At 69.0% G+C, this 12,077-nt stretch carries 13 protein-coding genes; 12 read left to right on the forward strand and 1 reads right to left on the reverse strand.

The features are described 5' to 3' along the window. The first annotated feature begins 13 nt into the window (after positions 1-13). The gene (locus tag ACFWHT_RS11990) at positions 14-700 is read left to right on the forward strand and encodes a DJ-1/PfpI family protein (RefSeq protein WP_378828767.1); all 687 of its coding nucleotides are present in this window, start codon (positions 14-16) and stop codon (positions 698-700) included. 86 nt (positions 701-786) lie between these two features. On the opposite strand, the gene ACFWHT_RS11995 is transcribed toward ACFWHT_RS11990, so the two are convergent. Further along, on the reverse strand, positions 787-2,001 hold the full coding sequence (locus ACFWHT_RS11995; RefSeq protein WP_378828769.1) for a M20 family metallopeptidase: 1,215 nt from the start codon (positions 1,999-2,001) through the stop codon (positions 787-789). A gap of 145 nt (positions 2,002-2,146) precedes the next feature. Here ACFWHT_RS11995 and ACFWHT_RS12000 point away from each other — a divergent pair, with 145 nt between their 5' ends. The 11 genes from ACFWHT_RS12000 to ACFWHT_RS12050 all read left to right on the forward strand — a co-directional run bounded on the left by ACFWHT_RS12000 (position 2,147) and on the right by ACFWHT_RS12050 (position 12,071). After that, the gene (locus tag ACFWHT_RS12000) at positions 2,147-2,824 is read left to right on the forward strand and encodes a FadR/GntR family transcriptional regulator (RefSeq protein ID WP_378828771.1); all 678 of its coding nucleotides are present in this window, start codon (positions 2,147-2,149) and stop codon (positions 2,822-2,824) included. A 112-nt stretch (positions 2,825-2,936) separates the two neighbouring features. Beyond that, positions 2,937-3,986: a pyridoxal phosphate-dependent aminotransferase gene (locus ACFWHT_RS12005; protein ID WP_378828773.1), complete on the forward strand. Its 1,050-nt coding sequence runs from the start codon at positions 2,937-2,939 to the stop codon at positions 3,984-3,986. A 158-nt stretch (positions 3,987-4,144) separates the two neighbouring features. Then, positions 4,145-5,908, forward strand: a complete 1,764-nt coding sequence (locus tag ACFWHT_RS12010; RefSeq protein WP_378828775.1) for an ABC transporter permease — start codon at positions 4,145-4,147, stop codon at positions 5,906-5,908. Positions 5,909-5,931: 23 nt separating this feature from the next. Then, positions 5,932-7,050, forward strand: coding sequence for an ABC transporter substrate-binding protein (locus ACFWHT_RS12015; protein ID WP_378828777.1), 1,119 nt, complete (start codon positions 5,932-5,934; stop codon positions 7,048-7,050). 21 nt (positions 7,051-7,071) lie between these two features. Beyond that, complete coding sequence (locus ACFWHT_RS12020) at positions 7,072-8,229, forward strand: ABC transporter ATP-binding protein (RefSeq protein WP_378828778.1); 1,158 nt, start codon at positions 7,072-7,074, stop codon at positions 8,227-8,229. 26 nt (positions 8,230-8,255) lie between these two features. Continuing rightward, positions 8,256-9,521, forward strand: a complete 1,266-nt coding sequence (locus ACFWHT_RS12025; RefSeq protein ID WP_378828780.1) for an amidohydrolase family protein — start codon at positions 8,256-8,258, stop codon at positions 9,519-9,521. Continuing rightward, positions 9,521-9,829, forward strand: coding sequence for a hypothetical protein (locus tag ACFWHT_RS12030; protein ID WP_378828782.1), 309 nt, complete (start codon positions 9,521-9,523; stop codon positions 9,827-9,829). The genes ACFWHT_RS12025 and ACFWHT_RS12030 overlap by 1 nt, the downstream gene beginning before the upstream one ends. Next, entirely contained in the window at positions 9,826-10,215 is a 390-nt protein-coding gene (locus ACFWHT_RS12035) for a Rieske (2Fe-2S) protein (protein ID WP_378828784.1), read from the forward strand. Before ACFWHT_RS12030 ends, ACFWHT_RS12035 begins: the two co-directional genes overlap by 4 nt. 55 nt (positions 10,216-10,270) lie before the next feature. Beyond that, complete coding sequence (locus ACFWHT_RS12040; RefSeq protein WP_378828786.1) at positions 10,271-10,774, forward strand: amino-acid N-acetyltransferase; 504 nt, start codon at positions 10,271-10,273, stop codon at positions 10,772-10,774. A 9-nt stretch (positions 10,775-10,783) separates the two neighbouring features. Next, the gene (locus tag ACFWHT_RS12045) at positions 10,784-11,434 is read left to right on the forward strand and encodes a hypothetical protein (RefSeq protein WP_378828789.1); all 651 of its coding nucleotides are present in this window, start codon (positions 10,784-10,786) and stop codon (positions 11,432-11,434) included. Between the two features lie 226 nt (positions 11,435-11,660). Then, positions 11,661-12,071 (forward strand): dehydrogenase, encoded by a 411-nt coding sequence (locus ACFWHT_RS12050; RefSeq protein WP_378828791.1) that lies wholly within the window; start codon positions 11,661-11,663, stop codon positions 12,069-12,071. The last annotated feature ends 6 nt before the right edge of the window (positions 12,072-12,077 follow it).

Genomic DNA, 12,077 nt, shown 5'->3' on the forward strand with positions numbered 1-12,077 from the left:
GAGAGGAACCACCATGACCACCACCCGCATCGTCTGCCTCACCTTCCCCGTCGTCACCCAGCTCGACCTGACCGGTCCCGCCCAGGTGTTCGCCCGGATGCCGGACGTCGAGGTCCAGTTCGCCTGGCACCGCATCGAACCCGTCTCGACCGACGCCGGATTCTCGATCCTGCCCTCGACCACGTTCGAGGACGCGGGTCAGGCAGACGTGCTCTTCGTGCCGGGCGGCGCCGGCGCGTTCCACCTGTTCGACGACGAGGTGGCGCTCGACTTCATCCGCACGCAGGCGGTGGGCGCGCGCTTCGTCACGAGCGTGTGCACCGGCTCCTTCGCGCTCGGCGCCGCGGGCCTGCTGGCGGGTCGCCGTGCCACCAGCCACTGGGGCTCACTCGCCATGCTCGAGGAGTTCGGGGCGATCCCCACCTCGCAGCGGGTCGTGCGCGACGGCAAGCTCATCACGGGTGCCGGGGTCTCCAGCGGCATCGACTTCGCGCTCTCGCTGACCGCCGAGCTCTTCGGGGATGCCCAGGCCAAGCGCATCCAGCTCGGCATCGAGTACGACCCGGCACCCCCGTTCGACGCGGGCTCGCCCGACCGGCCCGATGCCGACCAGGCGCAGGTGACCGCGTTCCGCGCGCGGATGGACGAGGTACGCCGTCCGCTGGTCAGGCGCGCGGCCGAGCGGCTCTCCGCGAACTGACCGGCTGCTCCGGGGCCGGTGGCCGGTGCGCTGCACCGCCACCGGCCCTTCCGCGTCGTGCCGGAGCGAGCCGGGTGCAGATGCGCTCAGTCGCGAGCGACGGGCGTGCCCACATGGCTGAGCGCCAGCGCCGCGAGCGCCGCGGCCTGATCGCCCAGGATCGCGTCGTCGAACACCGCGCGGGGAGAGTGGTTCATGGCGGCCGACGCCGGGTCCTCGCCCTCCGGCGTGGCGCCGAGGAACAGGAAGGCCCCGGGCACCTCGTCCAGGACGTACGAGAAGTCCTCGGACACCATCGTGGGATGCTCGAGATCCTCGGCGCGCTCGGGCCCGAAGACCTCGCCGAGCACCGCCAGCACGTGTTCCGCCGCAGCGGGATCGTTGGCCGTCACCGGGTAGACCGTGCGGAAGTCGGCCTCGCCTCGGCACCCGTGAGCGGCGGCGATCTGCTCGACCAGCGGGGGGAGCTCGGCGGCCAGCACCTCGATGCTGCGATTGGACAGCGTCCGGATCGTGACACCCAGGCTTGCCTCCTCGGGAATCGCATTGATGACGTCGCTGGCCTGCATCTTCGTGACGGAGAGCACGACGGGGTCGAAGGGGGAGAAGCGGCGCGTCGCGAAGGCGTGCAGCGCGAGGACGATCTCGGCGGCGGCCGGGACCGGGTCGATGGCCTGGTGGGGGCGGGAGCCGTGGCCTCCCCGGCCGATCACCCGGACGGTCAGGCTGTTGGCACCGGCCATCAGCGCCCCGCGCCGGGTGGAGAAGACGCCTCTCGTCCCCGGAAGGACGTGGATGCCGTAGGCGGCGCTCACGCGTTCGCCCGCCGCATCGAGCATCCCCTCGGCGAGCATCCTCGGCGCTCCGCCGCCGGCCTCCTCACCGGGCTCGAACATGAAGACCACCGAACCGGCGATCTGCTCGCGTCTGGCGCTGAGCATCTTGGCGGCGCCGACCAGTGCCGAGGTGTGCAGGTCGTGGCCGCAGGCGTGCATGGCCCCCTCTCGCTCGGAGGCGAAGGGAAGGCCGGTCTCCTCGGTGACCCGCAGCGCATCCATGTCGGCGCGCAGCAGCACGGAGGGCCCGGGGGAGGCGCCGCGCAGCACGGCCACGATCGACGAGAAGTCCTCGGGTCCGGCAGTGATCTCCAGCCCCAGGTCTTCGAGCGCTGCCAGCACCGCGGCCTGAGTCCGCGGGAGGGCGAAGCCGGTCTCGGGATGCCGGTGCAGCGCCCTGCGCAGCTCTACGAGTTCGGGCAGGAGGGTCTCGGCGTCGGTGGCGAGGCCGGTGTAAACGGACATCGGGTTCCTTTGCATGGTTGCGCGATCACGAGCGATCTACCTATATCAATATACTTAATACGTCGCTCAACGGCGATCCGATCATCTATGTCTAATCTGTAGTGGCGCCTGCCGATGGCGGTGCCTCGTCGTCGAAGGGAGCAGCATGGCGCAGATCGTGAACGCCGCGGTCGCGGTGCAGGTCGCCAGGACGCTCGAGGAGGAGATCACCTCCAACGGCTGGAAGCCGGGGCACTTCATCGGCCGTCGGCAGGAGCTCGCCGCCCGCTTCGGCGTCGCGCCCGCCACGCTCGGCGAGGCCATCCAGCTGCTGCGCTCGCGAGGAATCGTCGACGCGAAGCCCGGCCCCGGCGGCGGGATCTTCGTCGCCGACCGCTCGCCCTTCACCCAGCTGAGCGATCAGCTGCTGCGCCTGCGCGAGGGGACCGCCACGGTGGCCAACTGCCTGCGCGTGCTCGATGCGCTCGACGGCGCGGTCCTGCACGATGCCGTCGAGCACGCCGAGCAGGGCGACATCGATGACATCCGCGGCATCGCCGAGGCACTGAAAGCGAACTGGCAGACCCCGGAGGGGTCGGAGACCATGTGGACGCTGCATGCGCGCATCGCGCGCATCACCCCCAACGAGCTGTTGAGGAGCCTGTACACGAACCTCGTGGAGTACATCCTGGTCGAGGAGCTCCAGGACGCGACGGCGCCGAGCACGCCGGAGCGGCTTCAGACCCATCTCGACTTCGCCGACGCCGTGATCGACCGCGATCACGATCTCGCCGCCTCCGCCGTCGAGCGCCACCGCGGCTCCTCGTCTGCAGGCTCCCACTGACGCGGTCGCCCTCGACCCGCCCGCACGGGCGCGCGAGTTGACAGTGACGACGCGTGCTCCTATTGTTCATATTCAATACGGACAATCCTTCCCCCGTCGCTAGGAGCAGACCATGGCACTCGAGTTCCGCAGTGTGATCGACCAGATGCTCGGCGTTCCGGACCGCCCCGCGCGGGCCGTCGTGCCCCCGATCCGGCTGTCGCAGAACGAGATGCCCTGGTCGCCCACCGACGTCATCGTCGAAGCCATGATCGAGGCCGTGCGGTCGAGCCATCGCTACCCGGACTATCACCGCACGGCGGCGCGCACGGCCGTGGCGGCGGCGTTCGGCGTGGACGCGGGCCGCGTCGCGATCGACAACGGCTCCGGCTCGCTGCTGCACGGCACGGCGCGCCTGGTCTGCGAAACGGGTGTGGAGGGGGTCTACTGCTCGCCGTCCTTCGAGGCGTACGCCGCCGCCCTGGGCCTGGCGGGCGCGAAGGGGATCGCCGTGGGGCTGGCCGAGAGCGGGGCGATGGACATGCCCGCCATGCTCGCCGCCATCGGCCCCGCGACCCGCATCGTCTACCTCTGCAACCCGAACAACCCCACCGGCGGGCTCGTGCCGGTGGACGAGATCCGCGCCTTCCTGCGCGATGTGCCGTCGCGCGTCCTCGTCGTGCTCGACGAGGCGTACCGCGAGTTCGTCACCTCGGAGCCCGTCGACGCCACGACGGCGCTGCTCGACGAGTTCGACAACCTGGTCATCCTCCGCACCCTCTCCAAGTCGCACGGTCTCGCCGGCATCCGCGCCGGCTACGCCCTGGCAGCACCCCGGGTGGCCGAGGCGCTGCGGCGGAGCTCGGTGGGCTTCGCGTTGAACAGCGTGGCCGAGGCCGCGGTCATCAGCGCCTTCGGCGCCGAGGCGCAGGCGGTCGCCGCCGAGCGCATCGCGACCGTCGTCGCCGAACGGGAGCGGATGATCGCGGCGCTCCGCGACCGCGGAGTCTCCTTCCTGCCCAGCCAGTCGAACTTCCTCTTCGTGCACGGCGACGCAGCCGAGCTGCTCGACCGCTTCGAGGCGCACGGCGTGCTCGCGCGCCCCTTCCCGCACGCGGGCGGCGTGCGCGTCACGGTCGGCCTGCCCCGCGAGAACGACGCGACGCTGGCAGCGCTGCGCTGACCGCTCCGACACTGTGTCGGATTCGGGTGGGAGGACTTCGGATCGCCCGCCGATGAGGACGCACAGCTTCGATTCATACGCTGACAGAACAACGGACGAAGAGGTCTGAACCCGCCATGACCCGGTCCTCCCACACCACCCGCGCGAAAGGATTGGCAGTGACTGCGACCGATTTCGAGCGCGACCGACGGGCATCCTTCCGCCGGTCCCTCACCAGCGGGGTGCTCTGGAGCATCTTCGTCGGTGCCGTCACGCTGATCTTCGTCTACCCGGTCTCGATGATCGTGATCGGCGCCTTCCGCGACGGTCTGCCGTCGCAGAGCCTGCCGTTCACCCTCGTGGGGCTGCGCGACGCCTTCCTCGCCCCCGAGACCTGGCAGACCCTGTCGAACTCGGTCATCCTCGTGCTCGTGTGCGGAACCATCTCGGTCGCCGGAGGCGGGCTGTTCGCGTGGATCGCCGCCAACACGAACGTGCCCGGTCGCAGGCTGCTCACGCCGCTCATGGCGATCAACCTCTTCGTGCCTCCGCTGTTCCACACGCTGGGCTGGATCATGCTCGGCAACCCGCAGAACGGGCTGCTCAACCAGCTCGGCCGTGCGCTGGGCGCCCCGGGAGCGATCCTGAACATCCAGTCGTGGGGAGGGCTGATCCTGCTGATGTCGCTCGGGTACCTGCCTTTCGCGTACCTGCTCATGCTCGGGGCGTTCAAGAACCGCGATCAGGCGCTCGATGAGGCCTCGGCCATCAGCGGTGCCGGCACCATCCGCACGTTCTTCACGATCACCGTGCCCTCGGTCGGACCCGCCATCACCGGTGCCGCGATCCTGGTCGCCGTGCTCATCTTCCAGTCGTTCGACAGCCCTCAGCTCATCGGCCGCCAGGCCGGCATCTACGTCTTCTCCACGCAGATCTACCGCTACGTGCGCGACGAGGCGCCCGCGGAGTACACCCAGGCGTTCGCCCTGTCGCTCGTGCTCATCGTGCTCGTGCTCGTGCTGTTCCTCGCCCAGCGGTGGCTGCTGCGCGGGCGCAGCTTCACGACCCTCACCGGCAAGACCTCCCGGCGCGACCCGCAGGAGCTGGGCCCCGCCCGGTGGCTGCTCAGCGCGCTGATCGTCGTGTTCATGCTGCTGAACCTCGTCGCGCCCCTGTTCGCGATGATCCTGGGGAGCCTGCAGCCGATCTTCGGCGTCACGGACACCGGCCTGAGCTTCGACAACTACGTGCGGATGCTGACCGATCCGCTCTTCAGCTCGAGCCTCAGCCTCACCGCCTGGCTCGCCGTGATCGGCGGGTTCGGATCGATCGCGATCGCCCTGCTCACCACATACGTCACGGCTCGCCGCTCGGGTTTCCTGAAGTCCTACACGTCCTTCGCCGTCTGGATCCCCTGGGCACTGCCCGGGATCGTGCTGGCACTGGCCTACATGTTCGCGGTGCTCTACGTGCCGGCCTTCCGCGGGCTGTACGGGTCGGCGCTGCTCATGACCATCGTGCTCATCGTCGCGACCATCCCGGTGTCGAGCCGCATCGCCGAGGGCGCGCTCGCGCAGCTGTCGCCCGAGCTCGAGGAGGCGGGGCGGATCTCGGGGGCGGGCGCCATGCGCGTGCTGGTGACCATCGTGCTGCGGCTCGTCATCCCCAGCTTCCTGGCGGGATGGTTCCTCTCGGCGCTGTTCATCTCGGGCAACCTCGCCGTTCCGATGCTGCTCGCCCCGCCAGGGCTGCAGCCGGTGTCGCTCACGGCCTTCCAGCTCTTCCTCAACGGAGAGCTCTCCAGCGGCGCCGCCCTGTTCATGATCATCCTGATCGCCGCTGCCGTCGTCCTGGGCCTCGCCGCCCTGTCGATGAAGCTCGGCGCACGGTTCCGCTCCCGGGCCGTCGGCGAGACGGCCTCACTCTTGCGCATCACTCCCTGACCCGAACCACGAGAGGAAGAATAATGACGTTCTACCGCACCAGATTGCACACGACCGCCGCGGTCGTCGCCGTGGGCGCTCTCGCCCTGCTGACAGGCTGCTCATCACCCGCCGGAGGGAACACGTCGGACGGTCCGATCGACGTGCCGGGCGCCTCCGACGACGCCAACGCGTACATGAACGAGCTCTACGACAAGGCCAAGGAGGGCGGGCAGAACGAGCTCGTGCTCTACGGCCCGGGACCGAGCTCGAACCGGGCGATGAACGAGGTCTTCATGGCCCGCTTCCCCGGCATCACCGTGATCCCCCAGGATCAGCCCGACGCGCAGAGCCTGACCAAACTCGACACCGAGGCCGAGAGCGGCAATCGCATCGCGGACATCTACATCGGCGGCGAGTCCCCGCAGGCCGCGGCCAAGCCGAACATCTGCACTCCCGCCGATGTGCGCACGGCCCCGGACGACTTCGAGATCGAGACGCTCCACGACGGCCGGCTCACCTACTTCGCGCTCCGGTACTTCGGCTTCGTGTACAACACCGACATGGTCGACGCGGAGGACGCACCGAAGTCCTGGCACGACCTGCTCGACCCGCAGTGGAAGGGCAAGATCACCGTCGGCGACCCGACGGTCCCCGGCGGCATCCGCTACATCCTGACCTCCCTCATGCTTCCGGAGAACGAGGCGACCTGGGGCGAGGACTACGTGGCGAAGCTCGCCGAGCAGGACGTGCAGATCGCGCAGTCCGAGGCGGTCGTCTCGGCCGACGTCGCGAGCGGTCGCTTCCCGATCGGCATCGGTGTCTTCCAGGGCTACTACCAGTCCCAGAAGAACAAGGGCGCGCACCTCGAGATGGTCTTCCCGCTGGAAGACGGCGGGAACTACATGGCGCGCTCCGCGATGTGCCTGATCAAGGATGCGCCGAACGCCGACGTCGCGCAGCTGTACATCAACTGGATGTACTCTCCCGAGGGGCAGAAGACACTCGCCGAGAAGGACAACTCGTACGGCTGGACGCCTGAGGCTCCCGGACCCGCGGGTGCACCGCCGCTCGGCGAGCTCAAGCGGCTCCCGTTCTCGAACCCGGACCCCGAGTTCAACGCCCCCTACTTCGAGTTCATCAACGAAGCGTTCAAGAAGTAAGACGAGAAAGCACACATCGGCATGACTGAGGTCTCGGTATCCGGACTGACCAAGCGGTACGGCAGCAAGTCGGCGCTGCACGGGCTCGACCTGACCATCGAGTCCGGCGAGTTCGTCACCCTGCTGGGCCCGTCGGGCTGCGGTAAGACGACGACGCTGCGCTGTCTCGCGGGTCTCGAGCGGCCGACGACGGGCCGGATCACCATGGGTGACCGGATCGTCGTGGACACCGAGCGGCGGACCTTCGTGCCGGCGGACAAGCGGCAGGTGGGCATGGTCTTCCAGAGCTACGCCCTGTGGCCGCACATGAGCGTGGCGGAGAACGTCGCGTACCCGCTCAAGGTGGCGGGCCTGGGCGCTCAGGATCGGCAGAAGCGGATGCGCGAGATGCTCGCCGCCGTGGGCCTCGCCGAACTCGAGAACCGACCCGTCACCGCCCTGTCGGGCGGCCAGCAGCAGCGCGTCGCACTGGCGCGCGCACTGGCCGCCCGGCCCGGGATCATCTTCTACGACGAGCCGCTGTCGAACCTCGACAGCAAGCTGCGCTACCAGATGGGCCAGCAGGTCAGGGCCCTTCACAACCAGTTCGAGACGACCTCGGTCTACGTCACCCACGACCAGGAGGAGGCGATCACGCTCTCCGACCGCATCATCGTGATGAGCGAGGGCGAGATCGTGCAGGACGGCTCGCCCGCCGACCTCTACGACCGGCCGCGCTCGACGTACGTCGCCGACTTCATGGGCTTCCAGAACATCCTCCCGGGCTCGGTGGTGGCCGTCGCCGACGGTCGTGCCGACGTGCGGGTCGACGCCACATCCCTGATCGTGACCGGTGTCGTCACCGGGGAGGTCGCGATCGGAGACCGCGCCGACGTCGCCTTCCGTGCGGCGCACGTGCGCATCGACCGTCAGGGTGGGGCATCCGGGGCCGGACGCTTCGAGGGGACCGTCGAGCGCAGCACCTACCTGGGCAGCGCCGTGAACCTGCTCGTCCGCTCCGAGGGCATCCCGCTGCGCGTGCGGGTGGAGACCTCCGAGCTGAACGCCGAGGACGTCCCGCAGGTGGGGGATCGGCTGTCCTTCGCGGTCGCGCCCGCCCGGGCGGTCGTGATCCCCCAGGCGCAGGTCGAGGACGAGTACCTCACCGTCGCGACCAATGCGGTCGTCTCGCCCCGCTGACCCCCGCCCGATCCGAGAGGAACACCATGAGTGATCTGCCCACCCCCCGCTCCGACGCGCCGCGCATCCGCGAGCTCGCCGAGATCGGCGGGCGCTCCGACACCCGCGACGTCCTCGCGCACGCCACCAAGCAGGCGCAGGAGAGCTATGACGACTACTTCATCGTCGACATCGACGCCCACGTCTCCGAGGACCACTTCTGGGGCGAGGTGCTGGATCTCATCGACAACGACGTCTGGAAGCAGATCGGGCTGCAGCAGCACGCCGGATTCGGTGGCGCCAACGCGCTGCTGAACATCCAGCCGGGCATGTCGCACCAGAGCGTCGGCGGCAGGATCGGGCACCAGGGTCGCAAGGAGCCGGTCGAGCCGGGGGAGGGGCATCCGTTCGTCACCGCGGCCCGACGCGGGATGGATGCGATGGGACTCGACTACCAGGTCGTGTTCCCCAGCGCCATGCTCCTGCTGGGCATGCACCCGCAGGACGAGGTCGAGGTGGTCCTCGGGCGCGCGTTCAACCGCTGGCTGACCGAGGTCATCCTGCCCCCGAACCCGCGTCTGAAGGGCATGCTCTACCTGCCGTACAACACCCCCGAGGTGTGCGAGGAGCTCGTCGAGAAGTACGCGGACGACCCCGGCATCATCGGCTACACGGTCTGCTCCACACGCAACAACCCGGTGCACTCCGACGTGTACACGCGCCTGTACAAGCTCATCGAGGACAGCGGCAAGCCGCTCGCGTTCCACTCCGGCTACCACTGGGGCGACCCGTCGTTCGCGCAGCTGAACCGCTTCCTGTCGATGCACGCCCTGTCGTTCACGCACTACAACCAGATCCACGTCACGAACTGGATCATCAACGCCATGCCCGAGCGGTTCCCGAAGCTGAAGATGGTGTGGGTGGAGAGCGGGCTGGCGTGGATCCCGTTCCTGATGCAGCGCCTCGATCACGAGGTGCTCATGCGGCCCAGCGAGGCACCCGGCCTGAAGCGCCTGCCGAGTGAGTACATGAAGGAGATGTGGTACACGACGCAGCCGATGGAGCGCACGAACATGGAGCTGCTCGAGGCGACCATGAAGTCGTTCAACGCCGAGACGCAGCTGCTGTACTCCTCCGACTGGCCGCACTGGGACTGGGACGCGCCGTCGACGATCACCCGTCTGCCGTTCCTGTCCGATCAGGCCAAGCGCAACATCCTCGGGTTGAACGCCGCGCGGGTGTTCAACCTCCCCACCGACCGACAGAAGCCCACCGCAGAACAGGTGCTCCAGAACCGACCGGGAGTCTCGTGATGACTGACGCCGCAACCACCCCCGAGCTCGCGGAGCTCGAAGGCCTCGTCGCCCGGCTCGGCGACCTCACCCGCCAGGTGACCGAGCAGGAGCTCGGCGCGCAGGTGGCCGACGAGCACATCGCCGACGTGCTGTACGCCGCGGCCCGGCTGTTCTCCGCCAAGCAGGACCGGGTGGGCAAGATCGCCTGGCCGATCCGCGAGGATGCGCTGAACGCCACCGAGACCGTGGTGCTGGTCACCGCGCTGCTCGACGCCGCTGACGTCAACCTCTTCGACATGGCCATCTGGTACCGGAGAGCGCAATGACCGCGCAGATCATCCGCCGCGAGGTCGTGGTGGCCAGCTTGAGCGACCTGCGGGAGCGGGAGCGCATCGTGCTGGACGTCGACGGCACCGAGTTCGGACTGTACTTCCACGCCGACGAGGTGCGTGCCTGGTACAACGTCTGCCCCCATCAGGGCGGGCCGGTCTGCCAGGGCAAGACCATGCCGAGGACCGTGCAGCTCGTGCGCGGCGAGGGAGGACTCAAGAGCGGCGGGCCGGGACATCACCCGACCGACCGGAACATCGTCTGCCCCTGGCACGGCTTCGAGTTCGACGTGCTCACCGGCAAGCATCCGGCCGACCGGCAGGTGGGCCTGCGCCCCGTGCCGGTGCGGGTCGACGGTGACGACGTGATCGTCACGATCTGAGTCCCCCCCCGCGAGGGGAGCGGTCGCACAGGAACCCGGTTCTAGGCTGGACGACGTGAGCGACTACATCGTGCGCGCCGCGCGCAGCGGCGACATCACCGGCATCCACGCCCTTCTGGCGCCGCTGGTCGAGCAGCGCATCCTGCTCGGCAAGGACCTCGCCGTGCTGTACGGCGCCGTGCAGGAGTTCGTCGTGGCCGAGGCCGACGGCGTGCTGATCGGCTGCGGCGCCCTGCACGTCATGTGGGAGGACCTCGGCGAGGTGCGCACGCTGCTCGTCCGCGACGACTGGCTGCACCACGGCGTCGGCCGCGCGATCGTGGAGGATCTCGAGCGCCGTGCGCGTGGCCTGGGGCTGTCGCGCCTGTTCTGCCTCACCTTCGAGACCGACTTCTTCGTCCGTCGCGGGTTCTCGCCGATCGGGGAGCAGATCGTCGACGCCGACGTGTACTCCCAGCTGCTGCGCAGCGGGGACGCCGGCGTGGAGGAGTTCCTCGACCTGGCGCACGTCAAGCCGAACACGCTCGGCAACACCAGGATGCTCAAGCAGCTGAATTAGCCTGGAGGCATGCCCCGTCATTCCGCCGCCGTGTACCGCCGCCGGCGGCTCGCGGTCGTGCTGCTGCTGATCGTGTCGATCGCCGCGATCGCGGGCGGCGTGTGGCTCGCCGTCGCGCAGCCCTGGAGCGCCCCGGCCCCGGCCCCGGCCCCGAGCTCCACGCAGCAGGCGCCCGCACCCACGGGCTCGGCGCCCGCGCCCACGGCCGGTGCCGACTCACCGGCTCCGGATCCCTCGGAGACCCCCGGACTGGTCGCGTGCGAGGCGGGCGACGTCGAGGTGAAGGCGGTGACGGATGCCGAGTCGTACGCGGCCGGCGCGCTGCCGAAGCTGTCGATCACGCTCACGAGCAGGAGCACCGAGGACTGCACGATGAACGTCGGCTCGAGCACGCAGAGGTTCACGGTCACCAGCGGCAAGGACGTGTGGTGGCGTTCGACCGACTGCCAGAGCGATCCCAGCGACATGATCGTCACCCTCAAGGCCGGCACCACCGTGAGCAGCGCGGATCCCGTCGTCTGGGATCGCACCCGTTCATCGGTGGACACCTGCGAGCAGAAGAACCGGCCCCGCGCGCCGGGCGGCGGAGCCTCGTACCACGTGTCCGTGGCGATCGGGGGCTTCGAGAGCGAGACCTCCCGGCAGATCTTCCTGCGCTGAGTCGACAAATGGTGTACGGAGTCCGGGTATCCTCTGCCGAGCACCGGTATTTTGGGATACCATGGAGGTTGGTTCTCCGAACCATGCGGTGAAGCCATCCCCAGTGGTGTCGATTCCAGCGTCCCCAGCGCTTCGACGATCACCGCGCGAGAACCAGAGGGCCCTCTCGAGTACCCCAGTCCCCAATGGAGGACTCGAGAGGGCCCCACACTCTTAAGCTGGAAACATGGCGAAGAAGAGGGCAGGCGCCAAGCGCCCCGCACCCCAGGATTTCCGCTCCGAGGCCCTGGCCCTGGCCCTCGAGAAGCAGGACATGGCGGCCGTCGCTCTGGCGCTGCGCAACGGCAACACGGTCGTCCCGCTGATCAAGCCCGGTCCTCGTGACAACCCGCTCGACGGCGGCGAGGTGTGGACCTACCGCGATCCGGCCACCGGCGATGTCGCACTCCTGCTCTTCAGCGATGCGAAGAACAAGCCCGCCAACCTCCCCCCGGGCGTGGGCGTGTACTCGCCGGCCTGGCTGCGCGCGTTCCTCACCACGCACCGGGACGCGATCACGACCGTGTTCCTCGACATCGCGGGGCCGCATCCCATGCAGGCGCCGCCGACGGAACTGCTGAAGGCTCTCGAGGTGTGAGCACCG

Source organism: Microbacterium sp. NPDC058342 (assembly GCF_042723935.1).
Taxonomy (GTDB): Bacteria; Actinomycetota; Actinomycetes; order Actinomycetales; family Microbacteriaceae; genus Microbacterium.

What these genes read in the sequence shown, in the direction of transcription:
- ACFWHT_RS11990 (WP_378828767.1), top strand. Translation starts at nt 14, where the DNA reads ATGACCACCACCCGCATCGTCTGCCTCACCTTCCCCGTCGTCACCCAG.
- ACFWHT_RS11995 (WP_378828769.1), bottom strand. Translation starts at nt 2,001, where the DNA reads ATGTCCGTTTACACCGGCCTCGCCACCGACGCCGAGACCCTCCTGCCC.
- ACFWHT_RS12000 (WP_378828771.1), top strand. Translation starts at nt 2,147, where the DNA reads ATGGCGCAGATCGTGAACGCCGCGGTCGCGGTGCAGGTCGCCAGGACG.
- ACFWHT_RS12005 (WP_378828773.1), top strand. Translation starts at nt 2,937, where the DNA reads ATGGCACTCGAGTTCCGCAGTGTGATCGACCAGATGCTCGGCGTTCCG.
- ACFWHT_RS12015 (WP_378828777.1), top strand. Translation starts at nt 5,932, where the DNA reads ATGACGTTCTACCGCACCAGATTGCACACGACCGCCGCGGTCGTCGCC.
- ACFWHT_RS12020 (WP_378828778.1), top strand. Translation starts at nt 7,072, where the DNA reads ATGACTGAGGTCTCGGTATCCGGACTGACCAAGCGGTACGGCAGCAAG.
- ACFWHT_RS12025 (WP_378828780.1), top strand. Translation starts at nt 8,256, where the DNA reads ATGAGTGATCTGCCCACCCCCCGCTCCGACGCGCCGCGCATCCGCGAG.
- ACFWHT_RS12030 (WP_378828782.1), top strand. Translation starts at nt 9,521, where the DNA reads ATGACTGACGCCGCAACCACCCCCGAGCTCGCGGAGCTCGAAGGCCTC.
- ACFWHT_RS12035 (WP_378828784.1), top strand. Translation starts at nt 9,826, where the DNA reads ATGACCGCGCAGATCATCCGCCGCGAGGTCGTGGTGGCCAGCTTGAGC.
- ACFWHT_RS12045 (WP_378828789.1), top strand. Translation starts at nt 10,784, where the DNA reads ATGCCCCGTCATTCCGCCGCCGTGTACCGCCGCCGGCGGCTCGCGGTC.
- ACFWHT_RS12050 (WP_378828791.1), top strand. Translation starts at nt 11,661, where the DNA reads ATGGCGAAGAAGAGGGCAGGCGCCAAGCGCCCCGCACCCCAGGATTTC.